General features: G+C 62.0%; 28 protein-coding genes and 1 pseudogene. 22 read left to right on the top strand and 7 right to left on the bottom strand.

From position 1 onward, the window contains the following. Positions 1-90 precede the first annotated feature (90 nt). The 4 genes and pseudogenes from NKJ90_RS00190 to NKJ90_RS00205 all read left to right on the top strand — a co-directional run bounded on the left by NKJ90_RS00190 (position 91) and on the right by NKJ90_RS00205 (position 3,598). Positions 91-744 carry a TetR/AcrR family transcriptional regulator gene (locus NKJ90_RS00190; RefSeq protein WP_023761664.1) on the top strand — a complete coding sequence of 218 codons (654 nt, stop codon included), beginning with the start codon at positions 91-93 and terminating at the stop codon, positions 742-744. Positions 745-767: 23 nt separating this feature from the next. Continuing rightward, positions 768-1,799, top strand: coding sequence for a histone deacetylase family protein (locus tag NKJ90_RS00195; protein WP_031260862.1), 1,032 nt, complete (start codon positions 768-770; stop codon positions 1,797-1,799). 106 nt (positions 1,800-1,905) lie between these two features. Beyond that, positions 1,906-3,090 (top strand): ImmA/IrrE family metallo-endopeptidase, encoded by a 1,185-nt coding sequence (locus NKJ90_RS00200; protein WP_023761666.1) that lies wholly within the window; start codon positions 1,906-1,908, stop codon positions 3,088-3,090. Between the two features lies 1 nt (position 3,091). Continuing rightward, a pseudogene (locus tag NKJ90_RS00205) lies at positions 3,092-3,598 on the top strand (DUF4411 family protein). 73 nt (positions 3,599-3,671) lie between these two features. Here NKJ90_RS00205 and NKJ90_RS00210 read toward each other — a convergent pair. Next, positions 3,672-4,865, bottom strand: coding sequence for a TMEM43 family protein (locus NKJ90_RS00210; protein ID WP_023761669.1), 1,194 nt, complete (start codon positions 4,863-4,865; stop codon positions 3,672-3,674). Positions 4,866-5,449: 584 nt separating this feature from the next. Here NKJ90_RS00210 and NKJ90_RS00215 point away from each other — a divergent pair. Together NKJ90_RS00215 and NKJ90_RS00220 are read left to right on the top strand one after the other, a co-directional pair. Continuing rightward, positions 5,450-6,160 (top strand): helix-turn-helix transcriptional regulator, encoded by a 711-nt coding sequence (locus NKJ90_RS00215; protein WP_023761670.1) that lies wholly within the window; start codon positions 5,450-5,452, stop codon positions 6,158-6,160. Next, positions 6,157-6,927, top strand: a complete 771-nt coding sequence (locus NKJ90_RS00220; RefSeq protein WP_023761671.1) for a helix-turn-helix transcriptional regulator — start codon at positions 6,157-6,159, stop codon at positions 6,925-6,927. The genes NKJ90_RS00215 and NKJ90_RS00220 overlap by 4 nt, the downstream gene beginning before the upstream one ends. A gap of 5 nt (positions 6,928-6,932) precedes the next feature. On the opposite strand, the gene NKJ90_RS00225 is transcribed toward NKJ90_RS00220, so the two are convergent. Genes NKJ90_RS00225 through motA form a run of 6 tightly spaced genes read right to left on the bottom strand, consistent with a single transcriptional unit; the run spans position 6,933 to position 11,809 of the window. Beyond that, positions 6,933-7,409: a BspJ family T4SS effector nucleomodulin gene (locus NKJ90_RS00225; RefSeq protein WP_023761672.1), complete on the bottom strand. Its 477-nt coding sequence runs from the start codon at positions 7,407-7,409 to the stop codon at positions 6,933-6,935. Beyond that, positions 7,406-8,488 (bottom strand): flagellar biosynthesis protein FlhB, encoded by a 1,083-nt coding sequence (gene flhB, locus NKJ90_RS00230; protein ID WP_023761673.1) that lies wholly within the window; start codon positions 8,486-8,488, stop codon positions 7,406-7,408. Before flhB ends, NKJ90_RS00225 begins: the two co-directional genes overlap by 4 nt. 21 nt (positions 8,489-8,509) lie before the next feature. After that, entirely contained in the window at positions 8,510-9,508 is a 999-nt protein-coding gene (locus NKJ90_RS00235) for a flagellar motor switch protein FliG (protein WP_352485501.1), read from the bottom strand. A gap of 43 nt (positions 9,509-9,551) precedes the next feature. Continuing rightward, positions 9,552-9,938: a flagellar motor switch protein FliN gene (gene fliN, locus NKJ90_RS00240; RefSeq protein ID WP_023761675.1), complete on the bottom strand. Its 387-nt coding sequence runs from the start codon at positions 9,936-9,938 to the stop codon at positions 9,552-9,554. Positions 9,939-9,953: 15 nt separating this feature from the next. Next, positions 9,954-10,901: a FliM/FliN family flagellar motor switch protein gene (locus NKJ90_RS00245; RefSeq protein ID WP_023761676.1), complete on the bottom strand. Its 948-nt coding sequence runs from the start codon at positions 10,899-10,901 to the stop codon at positions 9,954-9,956. A gap of 32 nt (positions 10,902-10,933) precedes the next feature. After that, positions 10,934-11,809 carry a flagellar motor stator protein MotA gene (gene motA / locus NKJ90_RS00250; RefSeq protein ID WP_023761677.1) on the bottom strand — a complete coding sequence of 292 codons (876 nt, stop codon included), beginning with the start codon at positions 11,807-11,809 and terminating at the stop codon, positions 10,934-10,936. Between the two features lie 147 nt (positions 11,810-11,956). Here motA and NKJ90_RS00255 point away from each other — a divergent pair, with 147 nt between their 5' ends. The 16 genes from NKJ90_RS00255 (at position 11,957) to NKJ90_RS00330 (ending at position 24,933) form a co-directional block, all read left to right on the top strand. Continuing rightward, a complete protein-coding gene (locus NKJ90_RS00255) occupies positions 11,957-13,078 on the top strand; it encodes a DUF1217 domain-containing protein (protein ID WP_023761678.1) in 1,122 nt (373 codons plus the stop codon). 7 nt (positions 13,079-13,085) lie between these two features. Beyond that, the gene (flgF, locus tag NKJ90_RS00260) at positions 13,086-13,808 is read left to right on the top strand and encodes a flagellar basal-body rod protein FlgF (protein WP_023761679.1); all 723 of its coding nucleotides are present in this window, start codon (positions 13,086-13,088) and stop codon (positions 13,806-13,808) included. A gap of 3 nt (positions 13,809-13,811) precedes the next feature. Continuing rightward, a complete protein-coding gene (gene fliI, locus NKJ90_RS00265; RefSeq protein ID WP_023761680.1) occupies positions 13,812-15,215 on the top strand; it encodes a flagellar protein export ATPase FliI in 1,404 nt (467 codons plus the stop codon). Then, on the top strand, positions 15,196-16,041 hold the full coding sequence (locus NKJ90_RS00270; RefSeq protein WP_023761681.1) for a hypothetical protein: 846 nt from the start codon (positions 15,196-15,198) through the stop codon (positions 16,039-16,041). The genes fliI and NKJ90_RS00270 overlap by 20 nt, the downstream gene beginning before the upstream one ends. An 84-nt stretch (positions 16,042-16,125) precedes the next feature. After that, on the top strand, positions 16,126-16,506 hold the full coding sequence (gene flgB, locus NKJ90_RS00275; RefSeq protein ID WP_023761682.1) for a flagellar basal body rod protein FlgB: 381 nt from the start codon (positions 16,126-16,128) through the stop codon (positions 16,504-16,506). Positions 16,507-16,508: 2 nt separating this feature from the next. Next, a complete protein-coding gene (gene flgC / locus NKJ90_RS00280; RefSeq protein WP_023761683.1) occupies positions 16,509-16,925 on the top strand; it encodes a flagellar basal body rod protein FlgC in 417 nt (138 codons plus the stop codon). Continuing rightward, positions 16,925-17,251, top strand: coding sequence for a flagellar hook-basal body complex protein FliE (gene fliE, locus NKJ90_RS00285; protein WP_023761684.1), 327 nt, complete (start codon positions 16,925-16,927; stop codon positions 17,249-17,251). The genes flgC and fliE overlap by 1 nt, the downstream gene beginning before the upstream one ends. Positions 17,252-17,262: 11 nt before the next feature. Then, the gene (flgG, locus tag NKJ90_RS00290) at positions 17,263-18,051 is read left to right on the top strand and encodes a flagellar basal-body rod protein FlgG (protein WP_013529795.1); all 789 of its coding nucleotides are present in this window, start codon (positions 17,263-17,265) and stop codon (positions 18,049-18,051) included. 3 nt (positions 18,052-18,054) lie between these two features. After that, positions 18,055-18,594, top strand: a complete 540-nt coding sequence (gene flgA / locus NKJ90_RS00295; protein ID WP_023761685.1) for a flagellar basal body P-ring formation chaperone FlgA — start codon at positions 18,055-18,057, stop codon at positions 18,592-18,594. After that, positions 18,591-19,832, top strand: coding sequence for a flagellar basal body P-ring protein FlgI (locus tag NKJ90_RS00300; RefSeq protein ID WP_023761686.1), 1,242 nt, complete (start codon positions 18,591-18,593; stop codon positions 19,830-19,832). Before flgA ends, NKJ90_RS00300 begins: the two co-directional genes overlap by 4 nt. Positions 19,833-19,835: 3 nt before the next feature. Next, the gene (locus NKJ90_RS00305; protein WP_023761687.1) at positions 19,836-20,423 is read left to right on the top strand and encodes a MotE family protein; all 588 of its coding nucleotides are present in this window, start codon (positions 19,836-19,838) and stop codon (positions 20,421-20,423) included. Continuing rightward, positions 20,420-21,133, top strand: coding sequence for a flagellar basal body L-ring protein FlgH (flgH, locus tag NKJ90_RS00310; protein ID WP_023761688.1), 714 nt, complete (start codon positions 20,420-20,422; stop codon positions 21,131-21,133). Before NKJ90_RS00305 ends, flgH begins: the two co-directional genes overlap by 4 nt. A gap of 19 nt (positions 21,134-21,152) precedes the next feature. Continuing rightward, a complete protein-coding gene (locus NKJ90_RS00315) occupies positions 21,153-21,647 on the top strand; it encodes a flagellar basal body-associated FliL family protein (RefSeq protein ID WP_023761689.1) in 495 nt (164 codons plus the stop codon). After that, on the top strand, positions 21,644-22,375 hold the full coding sequence (fliP, locus tag NKJ90_RS00320; RefSeq protein ID WP_023761690.1) for a flagellar type III secretion system pore protein FliP: 732 nt from the start codon (positions 21,644-21,646) through the stop codon (positions 22,373-22,375). Before NKJ90_RS00315 ends, fliP begins: the two co-directional genes overlap by 4 nt. A gap of 234 nt (positions 22,376-22,609) precedes the next feature. After that, entirely contained in the window at positions 22,610-23,599 is a 990-nt protein-coding gene (locus NKJ90_RS00325) for a flagellin N-terminal helical domain-containing protein (RefSeq protein ID WP_023761691.1), read from the top strand. 266 nt (positions 23,600-23,865) lie between these two features. Beyond that, positions 23,866-24,933 carry a flagellin N-terminal helical domain-containing protein gene (locus tag NKJ90_RS00330; protein WP_031260865.1) on the top strand — a complete coding sequence of 356 codons (1,068 nt, stop codon included), beginning with the start codon at positions 23,866-23,868 and terminating at the stop codon, positions 24,931-24,933. The last annotated feature ends 56 nt before the right edge of the window (positions 24,934-24,989 follow it).

The raw sequence follows: 24,989 nt of genomic DNA on the forward strand, positions 1-24,989 counted from the left end.
CGCGTTTGTCAACATGCGGAATATCGAATGTATTGTGGACAGCACGCTCCGCCTGTGTTGAGACCCGGCGGGGAACGAGGACAGCAGGCCATGAAGCGCAGTCTCGACCGCAAAACCAGGATAGCGCTCGAGCCGCGCAAGCAGCCGCGCCAACAACGGTCGAGCAAGGTGGTCGACAGGATCCTCGACGCGGCGCTGGTCTTGACGCGGGAGCAAGGAACCAGGACGCCGACGACGCTCGCCATTGCTCAGCGCGCGGGCCTGTCGGTCGGTTCGGTCTACCAGTACTTTCCCAACAAGGAAGCCATTCTTCTGGACCTCGCCCGGCGCTGGCTGTCATCCTTTCCCGAGGTGATCGCGAGGCGCATCAAGGTCGCCCCACCCACCAACCGCGAAGAGTTCCGGCGTGAAGTGCGCAAGCTCTTCAAAGACACGTCCAGGCTCTATCTCGATAATGCCACCTTGATGCCGGTGATCGAGGCTATTTCAGGCAATGCCGATCTCCGGCCGATCCAAAACGAATATGACGACCAGATCATCGCGCTCTATGCCGCATGGCTGCAGCATGTGAACCCGGCTCTTGAAGACAAGGTTGCCAGCCGGCTTGGCGTGCTGATGATGGAGGTCGGCCATGCCTGCCGGCTTGTAGGGCTGAAAAAGGACCGCAGGACATACGACCTCATCGAGGACGATGTTGAAACCATGTGGCTCGCTCTGGTGACCCCCTATCTCAACCTTGAATGATTTCGCATTTCGAGAGGAATTTGATGAAGACTGTCTATTCGCCGCTACACGCTGGCCATGCCGGCCAGATGGAACTGGTTACGAGTGCGATCGTGCCGGGTTTCGAGAAGCCCTCGCGGGCCGAATTCATCAGGGCGCGGGTCGAAAGCGAGAGACTGGGACCGATCGTCCTGCCGCTCGAGCATGATCTTGCCGCCGCCAAGCGCATCCACAAATCAGACTATGTCGATTTCCTGCCGACGGTCTGGCCTCAATGGGTGGAAGCCGGCCTGAAGGGCACGGCGATGCCTTTCACCTGGCCGACGCGCGGGTTGCGCGGCGACGTGCCGCCGAAGCGCATCGACGCCCTGCTTGGCTACTATTCCTTCGATGCCGGCGCCACCTTCGTCGAAGGCACATGGGCTGCGATCAAGTCGTCCTATGACGTGGCGCTGACCGCTGCCGGCCTGGTCAAGGATGGCGACGCTTCCGCCTTCGCGCTCTGCCGTCCGCCCGGCCACCATGCCGGTGCAGGCTTCATGGGCGGCTATTGCTACATCAACAACGCCGCTGTCGCCGCTCAATGGTTCCGCGACCAGGGCGCTGCCCGTGTCTCCATCCTCGACGTCGACTACCACCACGGCAACGGCACGCAGGAGATCTTCTACGACCGCGCCGACGTGCAGGTCCTCAACCTGCACGGCGATCCGATGGTCGAGTACCCGTTCTTCCTCGGCCATGCCGACGAAATTGGCGCCGGCGAAGGCGAAGGCTTCAACATCAATTACCCGATGCCCTTCGGCACCGACTGGAACGCCTGGAACGCCTCGCTGGAGGATGCCTGCGTGAGGCTCACCGCTTACGCGCCGGATGTCGTCATCCTCTCGCTCGGCGTTGATACCTTCGAGAAAGACCCGATCAGCCAGTTCAAGCTGAAAGCATCCGACTACCCCAAGATAGGCCGCCGCATCGCCAAGCTCGGCCTGCCGACGCTGTTCGTCATGGAAGGCGGCTATGCCGTCGAGGAGATCGGCGTCAACGCCGTCGGCGTGCTGACCGGCTTCGAAGGCAGATAGAGGTGTATATTCCCTTCAGACAAGTGTAAGCGCGCCTTAACAAAAATCTGCGCAACTGTCGATTGGGCCGTGGATTTGTCCTATTGGTTGGGTAAGGATGCAACGTATGGCCGGGGGAGCGCAGGAAAGGATTCCGTTTAACAGCGAAGTTTTTCGCTGGGCGCGCCACCGTGTCCATGGCGATATCGAGGACATCGCGCGGCGGATCAACGTAAGCCCAGATAGGCTCGCGGAATGGGAAGCGGGCGATAGGTCGCCCACGGTTAAACAGGCAAGACGGCTTGCCGATATCTATGATCGGCCGTTTCTGGAGTTCCTTTCCAAGGAAATCCCTCACGTACCAGCGACGGAGCTTGTACCTGATTTCCGCTTCCATCGCGGAGGCACACCGGGGCAAGAACTGGCCGCTCTAGAGGAGGTTCAGCGCTGGGCGGAGGAGCAACGGCTAAACGCCCTAGACCTACTAGAAATCATTGGCGATGATCCGCCAAAGTTTCCGGCGCATCTGTTTTCGTCCGTAGACAATGACGTCGAACCGGTCGCCGATAAGGTTCGCGATGCCATTCAATTCAGCATCGAAAAGCAACTTGCCATCCGATCAGACAAGCGCGACCAATTTCCAAATTTTCTCAGGCACAAATTTGAGGAAATGGGCGTTCTCGTTCTCCGTCAAAATGGACTGACAAAGCTGCGGACAAGGGGAATTTGTCTGTTCGCGGAACCACTTCCAATTATTGTGTACGGAGGCGAGGCACCAAGTGCGCAAGCGTTTACGCTTTCGCACGAACTCGGCCACATCCTACTCAGGCAAAGCGCGATTAGTGGCCCACCCAGGTTTGGGAAGGCAAAGGGCCTCAAGCAAATCGAGGCATGGTGCAATCGATTTGCGGCGGCCTTCCTTATGCCGAAGAAGGCCATCGTGAGAGATATGGGCGGCGAGAAAGCGCCCAGGGATGAGATTGGAGAAAGAGAACTTCGGTCGCTGGCAAATCGCTATGCCGTAAGTCGGCACGCAATGCTGATCCGGCTGGTAGCGCTAGGGTTCGTGAAGCCAGCTTTTTATTGGTTCGTCAAACGCCCAGAGTTCATCAAAGAGGAAGAAGAATACACTGGCGGGGGGCGATCCAAGTATTACGGCCAGCGCTATCGCTCCAGTCGTGGCGACTTCTATACTGGGCTAGTTATCGAGGCTTGGAATAGCGGACGAATTACAAATCACAATGCGGCAGAGTTTATGGGGATCAAGAGCCTGTCGCACCTATACGACATAAGGAACCATTTCGGGGACTAGAGTGGCGGCTTATTGCCTCGATACGTCTGGCTTCAGCAACCCTCTGGAAAACCTTCCGGAGGACATTTTCGCGTCCTTGTGGGCGCAAGTTATGAAGGTGGTCGAGGCGGGCAAGCTTTGCTGCAACACCGAGATCCTGACCGAACTTGGCTCGATTGAGGGGAAGCTCGGCGAGTGCCTAAAATCATGCGCTGAATCAATGTGTTATGAGATCGGCGACGACAAATGGCCGTGGTCGGAGTACCTTGATTGCGTCGAGAAGCTATAGGCTAAATACGAGCCCGTGATTTCCGAGTACAACGGAAACCGCAAAGGCACGGTCGGCTTGAATGACATCTCGATCATTGCGCTGGCGATGACTTTGAAGCTTCCCATCATCAGCATGGAGAAGCCGAACACCTATCAGCCCAGTGTCAAGAAAATGCGCATTCCTGATGTGTGTAAGATCGAAGGCGTAAACCACCTGTCGTTTAACGAGTTCCTGAGAGCGGAAGGCATATCAATATGACGCTGTCGCTTTCCCAAGCCATCCGCGAAGAAAAACGAGGAACCGGGCGACAGCGACGCCGCCCGGCTCGCGATCAGCTCGTGGTGGCAGCACTTGGCACTGCAATCGGCGCGACTGCCCTGCGCGAGCGGCCGAGGTAGTAGACCGCCGTCGCCGCGATAACGCCGGCCGCAAGGATGCCTGCCGCCAGAACCGGCCGATACCAGAACCAGGCAATGGCGATCGTCGTCGTGCCGACCAGGATCGCCAGGAAGAAGGCGATGATGCCGGTTCCCATCCGCGCCATGCTGCCGAGGAACGGGATGACGTCGAGGATTACGCCGATCGGGCTGAGGAACAGGGCAAAGCCGATCGTCAGCAACAAAAGGCCGGCGGCGCGCAGCAGCCAGGTGATCAGCGTGTTTGCGCTGATCGCCTCGGCGAACATCTTGTCGGCCGGGACAGTGCCGGCGTCGACCATCAGCAACGCATCGCCCGCCTCTGTCTGGTAGGGCTCGAACCGGCTGCCGGCCTGGCGCGCGACGATGCTAATCAGGCCGAGCGGCGCCAGCTCATAGCCGATGCGGTAGTCGCCCAGCGTCGGCGTTGTCGTGTCGGCGCCGAGATAGATCTTGCCGTCAACGACGCTGAGCGGCCTGGCGCCTGTATAGGCGGCCTTGATCGCGGCTGACTGGTCGGCCGACAGCGAATAGTCCTTGTCGCCCTCGATGCGATCAAGCACCGGCTGATCGAGCGTGAAAGCGCCAAGCTTGCCCTCCGGAATCTGGAAGGTCCGGCTGTGGATCGCCATCGGCGGATTCTGGTGGCCGTCCGGCTTCTTGAAATCCGATGAGTCGATCTGGCTGTCGTCCCACACCTCCGAATAGCTGTAGGTGGTCACCGTCTCCTCGCCGCCGCCAAGCTTCTTCGTGGTCTCGGATTTGGACTCTTCTTTCCACTGGTACATCTCGACGCCGCGCAACAACCGCAGCCCTTGCGCCGCAATGCCGAAATCCGGATCCGCGAGACCACTGTCCGCCGTCACCAGGCCGCTGACATGCACCAATTTACCGTTATTGGCGGCATCGACGCTGTCGGCGCTGGCCGAAACCACGGCGTCGGCCCCTTCGGCCAGCGAGCGTGCCGTCTGCACCGCGCGGCCCTCGTTCCAGAACAGCCCGATCACCATCAGCACGACCAGAAGCAGGCCGAAGATGACCCCGCCGACCGTGCGCTTGATCCGCCCGAACCACGAGACGGATGTTACTTCCCGAAATGAATCGCTCATTGTTTCCCCCGAAACCACTGGTGCTAAAATTTGAGCGTGGCCGGCGGCCGCGCATTGAACCTGTCAATCAGCGTGGATCTGCGTACCGCCCCATGCCGATGGCCGCCAACAAGGGCTACCCATCTCGCCCGGTCGGATCGAAGGGACGCCCATCCCTGTCGATCAGCGAAAACCTATCGGAATCGATCAGTCTTCGATACGGCAGCTTTGCAACAAGGCCGGCTTTTTTGTGCCGACGTTTCAGGTGCGTCAGGGCGGCAAAACGGCTTGGAGTCCGCCTCTGAGTCGTACGTGAGTCCACCGGATTCGATTTTGTCAAATCGCGTTTGATGTCGGATTCAACTGCGGGTAGATTAGACCCGAATCAGCCGGTCCTCGGGGGGCGCGGCGACCACCCAAAGTCTCTTGTTCCGGAGCTTTTCCGGCACCAGACGCGGAGGCTTCGCGTTCCCTGAATGGATTCGAATCTGGTTGGCGCAGCCCTGCGCCACGCGTGTGTCTTCGTCAAAGTAATGCGTATTCGGGTTCGGCGGCTGGCTCCAGCATCCGGACAGCAGAAACGATTCCGGCCAAAAGCAACAAGAATGAGCAGTCCCGCCGCGCTACTTCAATCCGACACATTGGGCTCGCGCCTGACGTCGCGCGGCGATCTCACCAGCTTTTTCATGCAACTGACCGCCGAGATCGGCGCCGACAGCTATATGCTGGTCGCCATCGTCCACGACCAGGACCGCAACGATGCGCGCATCGTCTCGTCCAACTGGATTTTCGACGCCATCGAGTTGATCGGCAAGCGGCTGATCGCCGGGCTTGCGCAAGGCGCGCTCACCGTCGCCCCCGGCATCCGTCCGATCGCTCTGGTGGCATCCCAGGCGCCCGAGACCGACGGATTGATCACCGGTGAGGAAGCGCGCCTTCTCGACGTGCTTGGCCATGCCGAGATCTATTCGCTGCGCCTCAATGTCGGCCGCCAGCGCCTGTTCGCCCTGTTCTCCGCGGCGACCGCAGGAAGCATCGACCAGCCGGCACTAATGAGGGCGCAGCTGAAATGCTGCTACGCGCTTTCGCATATCCCGCAATTGATTGCCGCCGCCGCCATGCAGGATCCGCTGTCGGATCGCGAGCGCGAATGCCTGTTCTGGGTCTCCGAAGGCAAGACCACCGACGAGGTCGCCGTCATCCTTGGCGTCTCCTCCAACACCGTCAACAGCTACATCACCCACGCCATCCAGAAATTCGCGGCCAGCAACCGCGCGATGGCCATCGCCACGGCGATCAGGAGCGGCATCATTTGAAACACGCCGACATCAAGGAGGCTGCCGAAGCCCTTTTCAACGAGCAGCGCAATCCGTTCGGCGCCTTTTCGCTCGGCTCCGAAACCCATCACGCCGTCACCATTCCCGATGCCGTACGGCGCTGCCGCTGGATCGCCGTCGACATCAACGCTTCCGCTTTTGGCCTGTTCTTCGTCAGCCCCTCGCCCGAACGCGCACGGCTCGTCCCTTGCCTTGATTCCGACTACCCCGGCATTGCGGTGGCGACGAAATTCATTTCAGGCGCCAATGGCGAGGAGGTCGTGCGCCACACCCGCATCTCGACCGAACCGCGCTGGTGGACAGACGATGGCCTCGCCGGCATGGCGGAGATGTTCGGCAATCTCGCCTGGACCGAGCAGATGGCGCCGCTGGCGCCCGGCACCAGCGGCATCGCGTTTCCCGTCCACGCCGACCGTGGGCAGTGCGGCCTTGTCGTGTTCCTCGGATCGGAGATCACCTTGCCGCAGGACGCGCTCTACGAGATCCACGCACGCTGCTTCTCGCTGTTCGCCGCCGTCGCCCGCATCCGCCCTGGCGATGCCGGCAGGACGCGCGCGATCTCCAAGCGCGAACTCGAATGCCTGAAACTGACCGCCAATGGCAACACCAGCGAGGAGATCGCCCGGCTCCTGAAACTGTCGGTGCACACTGCCAACCAGTATCTGACCCAGTCGACCCAAAAGCTCAACGCGGTCAACCGCAACCAGGCCGTGGCCAAGGCGCTGCGGCTGGGGCTTATCGAATAAAGCAATTAGAGGATTGGCCGGCGGCCGTCGGAAGCGATCGATGTTCCGCGAAAGGCCCGCGGCTCGACCTTGCGGATACGCGCCTGTTCGATGACCACCTCGAGCAGGGCCGTGTTGTGCTCCGGGTCTTCGCCCGGCTTCTCGAACGACACGTAGTTGACCACCACCGACGCGCCGTTCTCGCTCAGCGTCAGCTGGAAATAGACGGTGACCCCAGGCGGCCTCAACTCCAGATCAAGCACGATGCGCGGGCTGCCGGTCCAGTCGACATGCGCCTCGCCGCCATGGCCGAGCCGCAGTGTGCCAGGCATGAAGAACAGCTCCACCGCTGAATCGACGAGATCCGACAGGCATGCGAAATGTTCCAGCCGGATGAACGCTATATAGTCGGCGACATCGATCAGCCTCAGTTCACCCACCACCTGCTCGATGGCACTGGCGACGATGATCTCGCGGGATTTTGCATGCGGTTGACGGTTCATGAAATCTGTCTGCGCTCAGCCTTTTTCGAGTAGACGATCCGCACCAGTTCGGCGACGGCCTGGTAGAATTGCGATGGGATCACACTATCGACCGAAACTTGCTTGTACATGGAGCGGGCGAGCGCCACGTCCTCGAAGATCGGGATGTTGTTTTCGCGTGCGATCTCGCGGATTTTCAGCGCCACCAGATCCTGCCCCTTGGCCAACACCATTGGTGCCGAGTCCTCGTCGCGCACGTATCTTAGCGCGATCGAAAAGTGCGTCGGGTTGGCGATGATCAGCGTCGCGCGCGGCACCGCCGTCATCATCCGCTTGCGCGCCCGGTCGCGCGCCAGCGAGCGCAGTCGCGACTTGACGATCGGATCGCCCTCGGACTGCTTGAACTCGTCCTTGACCTCCTGCTTGCTCATGCGCAGATCCTGCTTCCAGTGGAAGCGCGACCAGACGATGTCGACTGCCGCGATCAACCCCATGACGAAGACGATCGCCACCAGGATGTCGACGGCAATGCCGCGGATGACGAGTCCGAAAGCGACCGGATTGGTGATCATGCCGGCGAGCAGCTTGCGGTGGTCTTCCGACAGAGTGAAGCTCAGCACGACGATGGCAAAGCCGACCTTGCCGAGTGACTTCAGGAACTCGACCCAACCCTGAATGCCGAACAGCCTGTTCCACCCCTTGGGGATCGAGATGCGCGAGAATTGCGGCCGCACCCGCTCGCCGACGAACTGCGGCATGTTCTGGAACACCGAGGCGCCGACACCGGCGACAGTCAGCAGCACGAACAGGCTGATGACGGCCCGGCCCACCTCGAAAATGACAGTCCTGTAGAGCGCGATGACGTCCGTCTCGGTGTCCATCGGCCACGCTTCCGGCTTCTCCAGGAACATCGACAGGAACATGCCGAGATCGATGACCGCGTCCTTGGCGTAGAAGACGGTGAACACCAGTATGGCAACGAACGATGCAAGGAGCGCCGTTTCCCGCGAATGGGGCAGTTTGCCCTGTTCGACAGTGTCGCGGATCTTCTTTTCCGTCGCCTCTTCGGTTTTCGAGTCCTTGTCGACCGCGTCAGCCATGGCGCGATCTTAGGCGGCGTCTTAGGTCGACGGAAGTTCGAAGGCGCCTTCGCGCGACAGCCGGATCGTCGTCGTCACGATCGTCTTGCGTGCTGCTGTGATATCGGCAAGAGGAACTCCTTCCGAACCTTGTCCGAGTTCGGCTTCGATCATGCGCCGCGACCGCGCGCCGATCGCCGACAGCACGGATTCGGCAAGTCCCGCCTGCGCGCCGCGCAAGGCCAGTGTGACCAGTTCGGTCGATAGCCCGTCGAACAGCAGCACCCGCGCTTTCTGGGTGAGCAGCGGCAGGTCATCGAAGGCGAACAGGCGGGCCCGGACACCATCAAGGTCGGGCGTGCCGGCGGCCTCCAGATCCTGCATGACCTCCTCGAGCAGCGGCTTGTCCAGTTCGTTGAGAACGCTGGCGACACGCGCCTGCCCGGCAGAAGTGTCTTTGGTCGAGGTTTCCGCCAACACGCTGGTGCGCAGCCGGTTTTCGACGATCTTGCTGGCGGCGTCCGGAACATTGGCCATCGTCACCATGCGCTTGATGATTTCGCCACGCATCGGCTTGGTCAACGTCAGCAGCACGCTCGCCGCAACCTGCGGCGCCAGCTTCGACAGCACCATGGCCGCAGTCTGCGGGTGCTCGCCCGCCAGGAAGGCGCCAAGCCGCGCCGGCTCGAGCTTTTCGAGCTCGGGCCAGATGGGCGGCGGGCCTTCCGGGGCGACTTCGAATCTCTTGTCGCCCATGATCGCGCTCATCTCTTCGGGCGACAGCGACTCGTTGAGGATGGTGTCCATCCTGTCGGCGGAATCGAGCAATCCCGCCCCTTCGGTGAACTCGGCCTCGAACTCGGCGACGATGCGCTCGAGATCGCTTTGCGGAATCGTCCGCAGCAGTCGGGCGCCCTCGATCAGCGCCTTCAGTTCTTCCTGCTTGAAGAATTTCAACAGGCGGCTGGCCGACGGCTTGCCCATCGCCACCAGTATGGCGGCTGCTTTCTGCGCGCGGGTCAAGGTAGCCGGCGTCGTCATGCCACTCGCCTTCGCTGCCACCGGCAAGCTCCGCAACCCATGTCTAGGCGCCCTTCGTGCCAGCGATGATTTCGGTCAGCCTGATGCCGAAGCGCGACGGATCGCTTTCCAGCACGGTGATCTCGCCGCGCGCGATCTTGCGGCCGTTGACCACAACGTCGACAGGTTCGCCGATACGACGATTGAGCGCCACCGTCGAGCCCTTCTGGAGCGCCATCAGGTCGGAGACCGGCATCTCGGTGCTGCCGAGGATGATCTGAACATCGACGGGGATGTTCATGATGACGCTTGAATTGGCGCCGGAGGCCGCCCTGAACGCCGCATCCGGCCGTTGTTCCTCTTCGTGCAGGACCCCGCGCAATTCTTCAATGGCACGGTCGAGTTGCTCGTCCGGCTGGTCGAGGTCGGCTTCCACCTTGGTCTTGGCCATGATTGTCTCCAGTGCTCAGGCGCGTCCGGCGGCAGCCGGCATCAGCCCGTCGATAAAATCCTGCCCGGCATCGTAGGGATGCTTGATTCGGACGGTATAATTCTGTCCCAGTTTGCCGAATTCGCAGACGAACAGCGTCTGGCCGCGGGCACTGAGACGCGCCTGGGATTGCGCCGTTTCCTCGAATTCGATGACCTGGCCGATGTCGAAGTTGGCGAGGTCGCCGAGCGTCAGCCGGGCCAGTGGCATGGTGGCTTCGAGCGCTACCGTTGAGCGCATCACCTCTTCCGAGAAGCGCGCGCGCCAGCTGGCGTTTTGATCCTTCTCGCTGACCGCGGCAACGCCGTCCCGACCGGCCAGCACGATACGCTGCGGCATCGTCACGGTGATGCTGCCGCTGTCGGCCGGCGTCGAGACGCCGAGGACGATGCGCAGTGCGGCGCCGTCGCGCAGCACGTGTCGCTTGGCCTCTATGCCAGACATCGCCCGCGGCGCCGGAAGCCGGAGCTCAAGCGAGCGCCGACCGGATCCGTTCAGCGCCTGCGCGACCTGTTGAAACACCATCGTCGAAACGTCGGTCTCGATCGGCGACAGGTCACGCTCGATCGGCGACACCGGCATGTCCGGGTCACCCCCAAACAGCGTCGAGACCATGATGGCGATCGCGGCGCCATCGATGACGAGGGTCACTGCATCGGAAGACGCTGGCGAGGCAACGACGGTCATCGCGAAATTCTCACCGGCGCTGGAACGCGCCTCGGGAACGCGGCTGATCTCGACCGCTTTGAGATCGACAATGACCGGAACGCCAAGTTCGCCGGTCAGGCTTTTCTGCAGCAGCGGCACAGCGCGTTCAGCCATCGCCCGGCCGGCGTCGATGACCTGGGCTGCCTCGCCGCTGTCGCCGACGAGGCGCTCGATGATCAGCGAACGCGCTTCCGATGGGCTGCCTGGACTGGTCATGACGGTGCAGGGACCGATCTGTCGCGCATCGCTCAGGCGGCCTTCTTTTCGACGGCGCCGGTGTTCATGGTGCTCTGCTCGACGGCGTCGATCGTCGGTCGTTCGTAGGATGAGATGGTCTTGCGGCCGAACTCGATCGCCACCTGCGGCAGCGCGCCGTTCATGTAGGCCAGAAGCGTCTGCTTGACGATGATATAGAGGCGATTCTTCTTCTCACGCACCGTCTTGATCTTGGTGGCGACAGGCCCGACCACCGCGTAGGACAGGAAGATGCCGAGGAAAGTGCCGACCAGGGCCGCGCCGATCAGTCCGCCTAGGATTTCCGGCGACTGGTCGAGCGCGCCCATCGCCTTGACCACGCCAAGAACTGCAGCGACGATGCCGAGCGCCGGCAAGCCATCGCCAACCGCGATCAGCGCGTGATAGGCCTTCATCTTGTCGGATTTGATGGTCTGGATTTCCTCGTCCATCAGCGCCTCGATCTCATGCGAGCGAGCATTGCCGATTATGATGATGCGGCAGTAGTCGCAGATGAAATGCGTCAGATCATGGTTCTTGAGCACGGTCGGGAATGCCTGGAAGATCGCCGACTCCTCGGCATTGTCGATATGGGCTTCGACCTCACTGCGCGACTTCGAGCGCAGCTCGCGCATCAGTGAGTGCAGCACGCCCAGCGTTTCGAGATAGTCCCGCTCCTTCGGCACAGCCTGCTTGAACGCTTCGAGGATGGCCTTGCCGGTGTCCTTGACCGTCTTCATCGGGTTGGCAACGAGGAAGGTGCCGAGCGCCGCACCGCAGATGACCACGGCTTCCCACGGCTGTACCAGCACATGAAGATGGCCGCCCATGGCCATGAAGCCGCCAAGGACGCAGCCGAGCGTCACCACAAGTCCAATCAGAATGCCCACGAAAGGTCCTTCCGCATTTCACATCAGGAGCAAGGAATAGCCCTCGTGCCTTGTGTGAGGCTTGAATCGAAGCCGCCGGATCCGATTCAGTTTCGCGCAAGGAAGTAGGGATATTGTCCTGACATAGCTTCGGCCGGAGGCACGTTTTTGCTGAATACCTTTACCAGCTACCAGCTCATCACCAAGGACATCTCGAAGTCGATCGACAGGATCGAGCAGCAGCCGGTGGTTGATCGCGACACAAAATATTATCTCGCCAACATCACCAAGGTGAAATCGATCGACGATTTCGTCAAAAATGACCGTCTGTTCAAATACGCCATGAAGGCCTACGGGCTCGAGGACATGGACTACGCCAAGGCCTTCATGGTCAAGGCCCTGAAGGAAGGCGTCTCCAATCCCGACAGTTTCGCCAACAAGCTGACCGATAAGCGCTATGCCGAATTCGTCAGCGCCTTCAATTTCGCCGCCAACGGCGCCAATGCGACCATCTACAACAAGACGCAGCAGATGGTGACCAAGAACTACGCCACGCAGGCGGCAATCGCCGGCCTCGATCCGGCTTCGGCCTATGTGAAGGGCGAGACCACATACTATCTCGCCAACATCACCAAGGTGAAGTCGATCGACGATCTGATGTCGAACGACCGGCTCTACACATATGCCCTGGCTTCTTTCGGTCTCGATTCGGCGACGGAGGACAAGGACCTCATCAAGCGGGTTCTGCAAGGTGGCGTCCGCGATCCTGACAGCGTCGCCAACAAGATGACGGACAAGACCTACGCCGCACTTGCCTCCGCCTTCAACTTCGAAGCCTATGGTGCGAACACCACCACCATCAATCCGGCACAGCAGCCCACCGTCGACAAATACATGCGCCAGAGCCTCGAAGAGGATGCCGGCAACACCAACCAGGGCGTGCGGCTGGCGCTTTATTTCGACCGCAAGGCGCCTGATATCACCAGCTGGTTCGACGTGCTGGCCGACACCGCGCTTGCCAGCGTCGTGCGCACCGTGCTCGGGCTGCCCGACTCCTTCGCCACCGCCGATGTCGACAAGCAGGCGCAGCTGTTCGAGCAGAAACTCGACATCTCGGATTTCTCCGACCCCGAGAAGCTCGGTAAGTTTCTGACACGCTTCACCAGCATGTACGAGATCAACAACCCGACGTCATCGGCGGTCACCTCGGTCGGCGTGCTCTTTGCGCAGCCGATCACGGTCGGCATCTCCACCGACCTGATGATGGCCATGCAGAAGCTGAGGTTCTGAGAGCATCATGCGGGACAGTCTGTACGTCGCCCTTTCCTCGCAGATCGCGCTCGAGCGCCGCCTCGATACGATCGCCGACAATGTCGCCAACGCCTCGACGATCGGTTTTCGCGCCACCGGCGTGAAGTTCGAGGACGTCGTCTCCGGCACCGGGTCGAAATCGGTGTCCTTCGCATCCTCTGGCAAGACCTATCTTTCCGGCGCTCACGGTGCCTTGAGCGAGACCGGAAATCCCTTCGATTTCGCCGTCCAGGGCGATGCCTGGTTCGCCATCGATACACCTGTCGGAACTGTCATGACCCGCGACGGGCGCTTTTCGATGAACGAGAACGGCGAACTCATGTCGATGGAAGGCCACGCTGTGCTCGATGCCGGCGGCTCGCCGATCCAGCTCGATCCGCGCAACGGTCCGCCCAAGGCCGGGGCCGACGGTTCGCTGCGCCAGAACGGTCAGCTTGTCGGCTCGATCGGTCTCTACAATTTCGATCCGGGCGAGAATTTTGTCCGCTACGGCAATTCCGGCATCGTTCCGGCACGCACGCCTGAGCCTGTTGGCGATCGCTCCGATATAGGCATCGCCCAGGGGTTTCTCGAAGAATCCAACGTCAATCCGGTGCTGGAGATCACCCGGCTGATCATGGTCCAGCGCGCCTTCGAGAACACCGCTGCCCTTATGCGGCAGACCGACTCCTCCACTGACGAGGCGATCAAGACGCTCGGCTCGAAATAGTCCATGTCACTTGACCAGCCATCCCTGCGCGCATCCGAAAGGCAGCTCCAGCCAGCCCCGAAAGACCGGCTTGCCGCGCTGGAACGGGTATGGCAGCGTTTCGCCGACGCCGAGACGCTACTCAAGCGCGGAGGCCGCGTCACCGAAGTCACGCCCACGCATTACAAGGTGCACGGCCTATCCGATTTCGCCAGGCTCGGTGACATCGTCGAGCAGCGCGGCCATGGCGGCACGCGCCATGGCGAGATCGTCAAGATCAGCCGCGACGAAGTCGTCGTGGCGCCCTTCGAACGCAGTGCAGATGCCGGCATCGGCGATGCCGTGTTCCGCCGCGGTCCGCTCGCGGTGGCGCCGCATGCCTCGTGGCGCGGCCGTACCATCGACGCGCTCACCAGGGCAATCGATGGCGGCGCGCCGCTCGTCAGGGGTGACGACGCGTCGAGCGGCGCCCAGACGACGCCCGGCGCAATGACGCGGCAGCGTGTCGGCACCGCCTTCATGACCGGGGTCAAGGTCATCGACATCTTCACGCCGCTCTGCTTCGGCCAGCGCCTCGGCATCTTCGCCGGCTCCGGCGTCGGCAAGTCGACGCTGCTCGCCATGCTTGCCGGCGCCGACGCGTTCGACACCGTCGTCGTGGCGCTCATCGGCGAACGCGGCCGCGAAGTCCGCGAATTCCTCGAGGACACGATCGGCGACAGCATGGCCAAGACCGTCGCCGTCGTCGCCACCAGCGATGAGAGCGCCATGATGCGCCGTCGCGCGCCGGACACTGCCATGCGCATTGCCGAACATTTTCGCGATCAGGGCCACCGCGTGCTCCTGGTGCTGGACTCGATCACCCGCTTCGCCCACGCGCTGCGCGAGGTGGCGACGGGAACCGGCGAGCCACCGGTCGCGCGCGGCTACCCGGCTTCGGTGTTCACCGAACTGCCCAAGCTGCTCGAACGTGCCGGGCCAGGCACGGAAGGCAAAGGATCGATCACCGCCATCATCTCCGTGCTGGTCGACGGCGACGACCACAACGATCCGGTCGCTGATTCCGTGCGCGGCATCCTCGACGGTCACGTCGTGCTCGACCGCACGATCGCCGAACAGGGCCGCTACCCGCCGGTCAATCCGCTGTCGTCCATATCGCGGCTGGCCGACAAGGCCTGGAGCGCCGAACAGCGCGCGCTGGTGACAAGACTGAAGTCGATGATCTCGCGGTTCGAGGATACGCGCGACATCCGCCTGCTGGGTGCCTACCAGGGCGGCGTCGATGCCGAGCTCGATATTGCCGTGCGCCAGGTGCCGCTGATCTACGAAGCGCTGACGCAAGCGCCGAAGGACCGCCCGTCAACCGATCCGTTCTCCGATCTCGCCCGCCACCTCAAGAGCAAGCTGAATGCCGATGCCGGAGACTGAACGCGAATATACCGAGCGCATCCTGCGCGACATGATCGCCGAGGCCAACGCGGCGGAGAAAGCCCGAGCTGACGAAGCCAGAACAGCCAAGGCAAAGGTTGCCCGTGCGATCGCTGCCAAAGCCGAGGCCGTTCTGGCCAGAGCCGTAAAGCCAGCCCTGCCACGGGTTGCCAAAGCCGATTCCGTTCTGACCAAGGTCGCCGAGCCCGCCCTGCCCAGGGTTCCCCGGGCCGGGGCCGCCGAGATGACTCAAGCCAGCCGCGAATCGCTGATCGACGGGCTGTTCCCGCGCACCGAATGGCCGCAGCCGCCAAAGGCGCAGTTTCCCAGGCTGAAAAAGAAATCGGACCGGCGCAGCGACTTCGTCATTGCCGCGCTCGGCATCACGCTCGGGCTGATTTGCGCCCTGTTTCCGTGGTACATATTCTTCAATCAGGACCAATTCGGCGTACAGGCGATCAAGTTCGGCGGCACCGGCACCAATTCGGGACGGGCGGGCGGCGGCGTGGTCGCCCAACGCAGCGCGCCGCTGACGGCCAAAGACGTTCCGGCCACCAATCTCGATCTGCTCGCCACGGGAACCGTGCAGGATGACGCCAATCCCTCACCGGCACCCGACGATCAGCCCTTTCCGGCCGACGCGGCGAAATTCCGCATGGTCCATGTCGCCAATGGCCGCGCCATGATTGAGGACGACGCCGGCCTCTGGATCGTCCAGCCTGGCTCGATACTGCCGGATACCAGCCAGGTGTCATCCATCGAGCAGCGCAACGGCAAATGGGTGATGGTCACCAGCACCAACCAGGTGATCCAACTCTCCCGATAGGCGCCCCGTCTGAAGCCTGCTGCTATCCGCAAGGTCCGCGCAAGACTGGCGGCCTAGTCTTCGGGAACCCGCCCGGAGATTCCCATGGAGCCCGTTTCCCTTTTCGACCTCGCCGCCAAGCAAGCCCAGTGGCTGGCCGTGCGCCAGTCGGCCGTCGCCGGCAACATCGCCAACGCCAACACGCCGGGCTACACGGCAAACGATGTCGAACCGTTCGAAAAGGTGCTCGACCGCACAGCCGTGTCGCTTCAGGCCACACAGGCCGGTCATCTCGGTAACGCAGCGACCAATGCCGGCTTCACCATCAAGCCGCAGGAAGATGACGGCGTCATCATGCCGTCCAAGAACTCGGTCGTGTTGGAAGACCAGTTGATGAAGGCCGGCGAGGTGCGCCGCTCCTTCGAGCTCAACACGGCGATCGTCAAGGCGTTCCATTCCATGATGATGATGGCGGTGAAGAGCTGACCATGGACGCGCTGACCGCAGCCCTCAAAGTCGCAGCATCCGGCCTCGGCGCCCAATCGGAGCGGCTGCGCGTCGTTTCCGAAAACCTAGCCAACGCCCAGTCGACGGGAACTGCTCCCGGCTCCGATCCGTATCGCCGCAAGACCATCAGCTTCGTCTCCGAGCTCGACCGGACCTCCGGCAGCTCGACGGTTGCAGTGAACTCGATCGATCGTGATCCCAGTGACTTTCCGGTCGAGTTCCAGCCCGGCAACGAGGCCGCCAATGAGAAGGGCTACGTCAAGATGCCCAACGTCAACGTGCTGATCGAGATGGCTGACATGACCGAGGCCAACCGCTCTTATGAAGCCAATCTTCAGGTCGTCAAGCAGGCCCGCGACCTTATTTCGATGACCATCGACCTGATGAGGAACCAGTAATGATCAGCGGCCTCGCAGCCCTTCAGTTCAAGTCGCCGATCGGCGGCGACGATGCGGTGACAAGCCTGCTCCAGGGCAGTGCGACGTCTTCGGCCGGTGGCAATGTCGGCACCTCCTTCGCCGAAGCGTTGAGCCAGGCCGCCTCCAAGACGGTCAACACGATGCAGAACGCCGAACAGGTGTCGATACAGGCGCTCAAGGGCGACGCCGACACCCGGCAGGTGGTCGACGCCGTGATGAGCGCGCAGCAGGCGCTGCAGACCGCCGTCGCCATCCGCGACAAGGTGGTTTCCGCCTATCTCGAAGTCAGTCGAATGGGCATCTGAGGAATTCCGCCATGAAAGCACTCGCCATCGCCGCCACCGGCATGAATGCCCAGCAGACAAATCTGGAAGTCATCGCCAACAACATCGCCAACATCAACACCACCGGCTACAAGCGCGCCCGTGCCGAATTCTCCGACCTCCTCTACCAGGTCGATCGCACGCAGGGTGTGCCCAACCGCTCCAATGCCTCGCTGGTGCCGGAGGGCGTCTCGATCGGCCTCGGCGTCAAGACGACGGCCGTGCGCAACGTTCACACCCAGGGCGAACTGACCAGCACCGGCAACAGTTTCGACCTGGCGCTGACCGGCAGGGGCTGGTTCCAGATCGAAGGCGCCGACGGCGGCACGCTCTACAGCCGCGCCGGCGCCCTCAACACCAACGCGACAGGCCAATTGGTGACAGTCGACGGCGCTGCCGTCATTCCGGCCATCAACGTCCCCGTCGATGCCGTCGAGGTTATCGTCAACAAGACGGGACAGGTCTTCGCTCGCATCGACGGCCAGACCGACCTCCAGAATCTCGGCCAGCTTCAGATCGCCAACTTCGCCAACGAGGCGGGCCTGGCGCCGCTCGGCGACAATTTGTTCCAGGAAACCACGGCCTCCGGTCCGGCGAATGTCGGTGTCCCGGGCGATCCAGGGTTTGCCACCATCCAGCAGGGCTATCTCGAAGCCTCGAACGTCGATCCGGTCAAGGAAATCACCGAGCTGATCTCGGCACAGCGCGCCTATGAGATGAACTCCAAGGTTATCCAGGCCGCCGACGACATGGCCTCCGTCGTCTCCAAGAACATCCGGTAACGCATGATGTCGACGCCCGGCCTCCTGTCCGCATTCCGCCGCACCGCGCTCGTCCTTGCGCTGGTAGCGGGAGGCATGCCGGCTTTTGCCCAGGAATCGACAAACCAGTCGGCCGACCAGTCAGCCACCCAGATCGCCAGCAATCAACCTGTCGGCGACGTCGTGCTGATACCCAACCGGGTCATCTATCCCGGCCAGACCATCGAACTTACGGCCTTGAAACGGGTGACCCTCATCGCCGGCAAGCACAAGCCGGACGGAGTCGTCACAAGGGCCGAGGAACTCGACGGCAAGGTCGCCAAGCGCACGCTGCTGCCCGGCCGCTACATCCCTTCTACCGCCATCCGCGAAGCCTGGCTGGTCGAACAGGGTGCGTCCGTGCAGGTCTTCTTCATCGCCGGCGGACTGACGATCTCGGCAACCGCGGTGACACTGCAGCCAGGTGCCGCGGGCGACCTCGTCAAGGTCCGCAACGTCGACAGCGGCAAGATCCTGTCCGGCACGGTGATGACGGATGGAACCATCCAGGTCAGCGCTTCATGATGCGCGGACTTACCCTGATATTGGCAGCCGTACTTGGCCTGCAACCGGCTCTGGCCGACGGCCTGACACCGAAGGCCAAACGCGATCTCGCCGCCAAGAATGGCGGCGTCTATAACGATCCCGAATATGATCCGGCCACCACCAGCCGCATGTTTCGGGTCTCGTCCGGGCCGAGTTCGCTGCCGCCGGGCCAGGTCGCCTCGCGCATCAAGGACATCGCCCAACTGCAGAGCTCGCGCGACAACCAGCTGGTCGGCTACGGTCTGGTCATCGGCCTTGCCGGATCGGGCGACAGCTTGCGCAACTCGCCGTTCACCGAACAGTCGATCCGCGCCATGCTCGAAAATCTCGGCATCGCCACCGAAGGCGGCAGCGCGCGCGCCAAGAACGTCGCCGCCGTCATCGTCACCGCTAACATGCCCCCCTACGTGCAGTCGGGCGCTCGCATCGACATCGACGTCTCCTCGATGGGCGACGCGACTTCGCTCGCCGGCGGAACGCTGATCATGACGCCGCTTAAGGCGGCGGACGGCGAGATCTATGCCGTCGGCCAGGGCTCGGTGATCGTTTCCGGCTTTACCGCCAAGGGACAGGCCGAGCAGCTGACGCAAGGCGTGCCGACGTCCGGCCGCGTGCCCAACGGTGCCATCGTCGAGCGTGCCGTCCAGGCCGAGTTCGACGATCAGTCAACACTGACGCTGCAACTGCGCAATCCCGACTTCTCGACCGCCATCCGTATCGCCGATGCCATCAACGACTACACCAGCCAGCGTTTCGGTGCGCGCGTAGCGGCCGAGCGCGATTCGCGCACCGTGCAGATCAGAAGGCCAAAGGGTGTTTCGGCGGCTCGCTTCTATGCCGAGATCGAGAACCTGGTTGTGGAATCGGACACGCCGGCCCGCGTCGTCATCGACGAGCGCACCGGCACCATCGTCATCGGCAACGACGTCAAGATCTCGCGGGTCGCCATCAGCCATGGCACGCTCACCGTGCGCATCACCGAAGCACCGCGCATCGTGCAGCCCGAGCCCTTCTCCAAGGGCGAGACCGCCGTCGAACCGTTCACCGCCATCGAAGCCAGCCGGCCCGACGCCCGCGTTGCCGTGCTCGACGGTCCCGATCTTCAAACCCTCGTTTCCGGTCTCAACCGGCTCGGCGTAAAGCCGGACGGCATCATTGCCATTCTGCAGGGCATTAAATCGGCCGGCGCCCTGCAGGCCGACCTGGTTCTGCAATAGGCTATGCCGATGACACGCTCCTTCTCACGCCTTGAAAGATATCGCCCCGTCGCAATCCTGCTCGTGACCGCCGTTCTCGCGGCTCTGCCCTTTGCCGGCGATACCGCACGCGGTGAGGAGGCGGTCCGCCAGGTCCTGCCGGGAGCACCGGTCGCAGCGCCGCCGCAGCAATTGGCGCGAGAGAAGGCACCCGACCAAAGCGAGATCGAGCGTTTTTGCTCCAACATCGCAGACGCCGCCCGCGACCGCCGCTATGTCTTGCAGGCGGAGGAACTGAAACAGCTCCAGGCCGGCATCGACCAGCGCATGAAGGCGCTGGAGGAAAAAAAGGCCGAATACGAGACCTGGCTCAAGCGACGCGAGGTTTTCCTGGCCCGGGCCGAGGATGGCGTGGTCCAGATCTATGCCGGCATGAAACCTGACGCCGCCGCCGAGCGGCTGGCCATCGTCAACGCCGATCTGGCGGCGGCCATATTGATGAAGCTCGATTCCCGCAAAGCGAGCGTCATCCTCAACGAAATGGACCAGAAGGCGGCGGCGACGCTCACCGGCATCATGGCCAGCGCAGCCCGAAGGGCAGACCCGTCATGATCCGCAAAATGCTCGTCCTATGCGCGGTCGTCATGTTGTCCGGTTGTGGAACCAACCTGAAGGAGGTCGGCAGGGAACCGGCTCTGTCACCAGTCGGCTCCGGCATCGACGGTGGCAGCACCGACTCCTCCCTCTATCGCTATCCGGAAACGCCGCCTGCGCCGCCCAGGAAATTCTCGCTGTGGGATGACCGCCAGAGCCGGTTGTTCACCGATCCGCGGGCGCTGTCCCAGGGCGACATCCTGACCGTCAAGATCAGGATCAATGACCGCGCCAACTTCAAGAACCAGAACGACAGGAGCCGCACTGCCAACCGCAAGCTCGGTTTCGATATCAGCGCGCAATGGGACAAGATCGGCAGCACCGCCGGCAAGGGTGCTGGCGCTCTGAACTCCACCACGGACACGACGGCTGATGGCGAGATCAAGCGATCGGAAACCCTGGATCTCAATGTCGCTGCCATCGTCATCAATGTCCTGCCGAACGGCAATTTGATGATCAAGGGATCGCAGGAAGTGCGCGTCAACGCCGAACTCAGGGTGCTCACCATCGCCGGCATCGTGCGGCCGGCCGATATCGGCGCCGAAAACACCATCCCCTACGAACGCATCGCCGAAGCGCGCATCTCCTATGGCGGACGCGGCCGCATCACCGAGATCCAGCAACCTGCCTACGGCCAGCAGGTGCTCGACCAGGTTCTTCCGTTCTAGGATTGGGGAACACCGAGCCGTGGCAAATATCGAACAGGTTCAGCCCCGCAAGGGTCCTTCGCTCGCCGTCCAGGGCGGCATGCTGCTGGTTGTGACGGCGGCCGCCATCGGCATGGGCTGGATGTCCGGCGGCTACCTGAAGGGCGTCGGCGCACCTCCGACGGTACCGGCGGCGCCTGAGAACCAAGGCAAGACCGAGCAGCAGGCTGCGGCCGAGCAGCCAGGCGTGGGGCCAACGCTCGTCGTGCTGGCGCCGATCACCACCAACATCGCTTCGCCTGCCGATACCTGGATCAGGATGGAGGTCTCCGTCGTCTATGATGGGCCGCAGCCACAGGCAATGTCGGACGACATCCACCAGGATCTTCTGGCCTTGGTGCGCACCTTGAAGATGCATCAGATCGAGGGCGCCAGCGGCTACCAGCACCTGAAGGCCGATCTCGAGGAACGCGCCTCGATCCGCAGCCAGGGTCACGCCAAACAGGTTCTCATCAGGACATTGCTGCTCGAATGAGAAAGTTCCTTCTCGCCATGGCGTTGATCGCCGCCGCCACGTCCGTCGCGGCGGCCCAGCAGCTGGATCTCGGCGGCATCGGTAAGGCCGATGGCACCACCGTCGGCTACATCATCCAGATGTTCGGCCTGCTGACCGTGCTGTCGGTGGCGCCGGGCCTGATGATCATGGTGACCAGCTTCACCCGCTTCGTAATCGCCTTCTCGATTCTGCGCGCCGGCATCGGCCTGCAGTCGACGCCGGCAAACCTCATTCTCATCTCGCTGTCGCTGTTCATGACCTTCTATGTCATGGCGCCGACCTTCGATCAGGCCTGGAACACCGGCGTCAAGCCGCTGATGGACAACCAGATCACCCAGACCGAGGCGTTCGAGAGGATTTCGGATCCGTTCCGCACCTTCATGCTGCACAACGTGCGCGACAAGGACTTCGACCTGTTCGCCGATCTCGCCCGCGAGCGCGGCCAGACAGTTTCGCGCGACACCGTCGACCTCCGCATTCTCGTGCCCGCCTTCATGATCTCGGAGATCCGGCGCGGCTTCGAGATCGGCTTCCTGATCGTGCTGCCATTCCTGGTCATCGACATGATCGTCGCGACGATCACCATGGCGATGGGTATGATGATGCTGCCGCCGACAGTGGTGTCGCTGCCGTTCAAGATCTTGTTCTTCGTCCTGATCGACGGCTGGAATCTGCTCGTCGGCAGTCTGGTGCGCTCCTTCAACTGATCCCGGGCGACTGAATCCTCCAGCGCCGCTCTGGCGCGCTACTCCGGCGCAGAATTCACGCAATATATTTTCGATTAACCGTCCGGTTTAGCCCTTTGGTAGGGACTTGCCCGCATATTCGCTCGCAGATGGCGGGTGATCGATTTCCAGAGATCATTGGCATGATGCCGCACCGTCATACCGGTAGAGCCGGTATGTCAAAAAAACACGTGTAAAATCAGGGTACGAGTAGCCATGTCCAGCATCATGACGAACACTGCCGCGTTGACGGCACTGCAGAGCCTGAACTCCACCAACAAGAACCTCGAAGCCACCCAGTCCCGCATCTCGACCGGCTACAAGGTCTCGCAGGCCTCCGACAACGCCGCTTACTGGTCGATCGCCACCACGATGCGTTCCGACAACCAGGCAATGTCCACCGTTTCGGACTCGCTCGGCCTCGGCGCTTCGAAGGTCGACACCGCTTACACCGGCATGAACAGCGCGATCAGCACGATCAACCAGATCCAGCAGAAGCTGACCGCATCCTACGGTCAGACTGATGCGGCCAAGGAAAAAACCCAGGTCGAAATCGCCGCTCTTCAGAACCAGTTGAAAGCCTACGCTGACGGCGCCACCTTCTCCGGCACCAACATGCTGTCGGTGTCCACGGCTTCGGGCACGGCGGCAGACGTCAAGATCGTTTCGGCCTTCAATCGCAGCTCCACCGGTGCGGTTTCGATCTCGACCATCGACGTCAAAGTGGAAAGCATCAAGCTCTATGACGCCGGCGCCGCGCCGACCGCCAAGGGCATCCTCGACACGGCCCGCCTCGGCACCACCGGCGCTGCGGCCGCAGCCTCGGGCTCGCAGTCAGCCCTGGGCGCGGCTGCACTGGTCACCGATACCTATTCGGTCGCCTCGCTGACCATCTTCTCGGGTGGCGTTGCTGCCAGCGATAGTCAGATCGCGCAGCAGATGACCGTCGTCGACGCGGCGCTCAAGGACATGACCAACGCCGCCACCAAGCTCGGCGCCGCCAAGAGCTCTATCGACCTGCAGAAGACCTTCACCTCGAACCTGATGGACTCCATCGATCGCGGTATTGGCCAGCTCGTTGACGCCGACATGAACAAGGAATCGACCCGTCTGCAGGCCCTGCAGGTCCAGCAGCAGCTTGGCATCCAGGCGCTGTCGATCGCCAACGGTTCCTCGCAGTCGATCCTGTCGCTCTTCCGCGGCTAATCGCCTCCGCTCCACCACATTTCGCACCAAGAAATCGGGCCCCCCCAAAAGCGCGGCCCGATTTGCGTTTTTCTCCAGCCCCGCGCAACCGTCGCTCCTTAACTCTGGAAGCCAGCGTTTAACAGGCTGTTAACCATGTCGCGCTAATTATGGTTAACCAATAGCTTACAACAGTTGGCGAATCGGCCCTACCGGCACGATAGCAGCGTTGAACAGTCCTATCCGGCGTGTCTGAGCATGTCGGCTTTTGAGAAGGAGCGACTTTCTTGGCGAGCATCATGACAAACGCTTCGGCGTTAACCGCACTCCAAAGCCTCAGCGCCACAAGCAAGTCGCTCGAACAGACGCAGGCTCGTATATCGACGGGCTATCGGGTCTCGCAGGCCTCCGACAACGCCGCCTATTGGTCGATCGCCACCACGATGCGTTCGGACAATCAGGCCCTGTCGACGGTCCAGGACGCACTCGGCCTCGGCGCCTCGAAAGTCGATACCGCCTACACCGGCTTGAACAATGTGCTGACGACGATCGGTCAGATCAAGACAAAGGTGCTCTCGACCGTCGGCCAGACGGATGCCGCCAAGGCGAAGACCCAGACCGAGATCAAGGCCCTTCAGGCGCAGATGAAGTCCTTTGCAGATGCAGCCACCTTCTCGGGATCTAATTTCCTTGCGGTGACCTCCAAGCAGGTCGCGGCCGCCAATGACGGCGTCCAGCCCGACTCCCAGATTGTTTCTTCATTCAATCGCTCCTCATCCGGCGCCATCTCGATCGGAACGATCGACATCGATGTCGAGAGCACTAAGCTCTTTGACTACGGCCTTGCCAGCGACGTGAAGAACTATGGCACCCTCGATCGCCAGACTTCCATCTATTCCACAGGAGCCGCCCAGACGGAGTATGACACAGCCTATGCTGCCGCGATCGCCGGCGGAGGGACTGATATCGCCGCGAACACCGCGGGCCAGGCCGCTGTTACCGGCACCCCCGCCAAGATTGACAACATCTCGGCCTACAACCTCGATATCACGGCGGCCGGGGTGACCGACGATATCATCACGCAGATGGTGAATAGGATCGACAAGGTCATGGCTCAGCTGACCGACTCCGCCACCATCCTCGGCGCCGCCAAGAGCAGCATCGACCTACAGAAGACCTTCACCCAGAGCTTGATGGACTCCATCGACCGCGGCGTCGGCCAGCTCGTCGATGCCGACATGAACAAGGAATCGACCCGCTTGCAGGCATTGCAGGTGCAGCAGCAGCTCGGCATCCAGGCGCTGTCGATCGCCAACAGCGCCTCGCAGTCGATCCTGTCGCTGTTCAAGAACTGATCACAGGCGCCACCAGCGCGATCCCCACTCATCCCGATTGACGGGCCGCGTCGCAA

It is taken from the genome of Mesorhizobium sp. M0051 (assembly GCF_040323235.1).
GTDB lineage: Bacteria > Pseudomonadota > Alphaproteobacteria > Rhizobiales > Rhizobiaceae > Mesorhizobium.

What these genes read in the sequence shown, in the direction of transcription:
- flhB (WP_023761673.1), bottom strand. Translation starts at nt 8,488, where the DNA reads ATGGCTGACGCGGTCGACAAGGACTCGAAAACCGAAGAGGCGACGGAA.
- fliE (WP_023761684.1), top strand. Translation starts at nt 16,925, where the DNA reads ATGATCAGCGGCCTCGCAGCCCTTCAGTTCAAGTCGCCGATCGGCGGC.
- NKJ90_RS00210 (WP_023761669.1), bottom strand. Translation starts at nt 4,865, where the DNA reads ATGAGCGATTCATTTCGGGAAGTAACATCCGTCTCGTGGTTCGGGCGG.
- NKJ90_RS00245 (WP_023761676.1), bottom strand. Translation starts at nt 10,901, where the DNA reads ATGACCAGTCCAGGCAGCCCATCGGAAGCGCGTTCGCTGATCATCGAG.
- NKJ90_RS00225 (WP_023761672.1), bottom strand. Translation starts at nt 7,409, where the DNA reads ATGAACCGTCAACCGCATGCAAAATCCCGCGAGATCATCGTCGCCAGT.
- flgF (WP_023761679.1), top strand. Translation starts at nt 13,086, where the DNA reads ATGCGGGACAGTCTGTACGTCGCCCTTTCCTCGCAGATCGCGCTCGAG.
- flgH (WP_023761688.1), top strand. Translation starts at nt 20,420, where the DNA reads ATGATCCGCAAAATGCTCGTCCTATGCGCGGTCGTCATGTTGTCCGGT.
- NKJ90_RS00235 (WP_352485501.1), bottom strand. Translation starts at nt 9,508, where the DNA reads ATGACGACGCCGGCTACCTTGACCCGCGCGCAGAAAGCAGCCGCCATA.
- NKJ90_RS00270 (WP_023761681.1), top strand. Translation starts at nt 15,196, where the DNA reads ATGCCGATGCCGGAGACTGAACGCGAATATACCGAGCGCATCCTGCGC.
- fliN (WP_023761675.1), bottom strand. Translation starts at nt 9,938, where the DNA reads ATGGCCAAGACCAAGGTGGAAGCCGACCTCGACCAGCCGGACGAGCAA.
- fliI (WP_023761680.1), top strand. Translation starts at nt 13,812, where the DNA reads ATGTCACTTGACCAGCCATCCCTGCGCGCATCCGAAAGGCAGCTCCAG.
- NKJ90_RS00215 (WP_023761670.1), top strand. Translation starts at nt 5,450, where the DNA reads ATGAGCAGTCCCGCCGCGCTACTTCAATCCGACACATTGGGCTCGCGC.
- flgA (WP_023761685.1), top strand. Translation starts at nt 18,055, where the DNA reads ATGATGTCGACGCCCGGCCTCCTGTCCGCATTCCGCCGCACCGCGCTC.
- flgB (WP_023761682.1), top strand. Translation starts at nt 16,126, where the DNA reads ATGGAGCCCGTTTCCCTTTTCGACCTCGCCGCCAAGCAAGCCCAGTGG.
- flgG (WP_013529795.1), top strand. Translation starts at nt 17,263, where the DNA reads ATGAAAGCACTCGCCATCGCCGCCACCGGCATGAATGCCCAGCAGACA.
- NKJ90_RS00195 (WP_031260862.1), top strand. Translation starts at nt 768, where the DNA reads ATGAAGACTGTCTATTCGCCGCTACACGCTGGCCATGCCGGCCAGATG.
- NKJ90_RS00200 (WP_023761666.1), top strand. Translation starts at nt 1,906, where the DNA reads ATGGCCGGGGGAGCGCAGGAAAGGATTCCGTTTAACAGCGAAGTTTTT.
- fliP (WP_023761690.1), top strand. Translation starts at nt 21,644, where the DNA reads ATGAGAAAGTTCCTTCTCGCCATGGCGTTGATCGCCGCCGCCACGTCC.
- NKJ90_RS00325 (WP_023761691.1), top strand. Translation starts at nt 22,610, where the DNA reads ATGTCCAGCATCATGACGAACACTGCCGCGTTGACGGCACTGCAGAGC.
- NKJ90_RS00305 (WP_023761687.1), top strand. Translation starts at nt 19,836, where the DNA reads ATGCCGATGACACGCTCCTTCTCACGCCTTGAAAGATATCGCCCCGTC.
- NKJ90_RS00190 (WP_023761664.1), top strand. Translation starts at nt 91, where the DNA reads ATGAAGCGCAGTCTCGACCGCAAAACCAGGATAGCGCTCGAGCCGCGC.
- flgC (WP_023761683.1), top strand. Translation starts at nt 16,509, where the DNA reads ATGGACGCGCTGACCGCAGCCCTCAAAGTCGCAGCATCCGGCCTCGGC.
- NKJ90_RS00300 (WP_023761686.1), top strand. Translation starts at nt 18,591, where the DNA reads ATGATGCGCGGACTTACCCTGATATTGGCAGCCGTACTTGGCCTGCAA.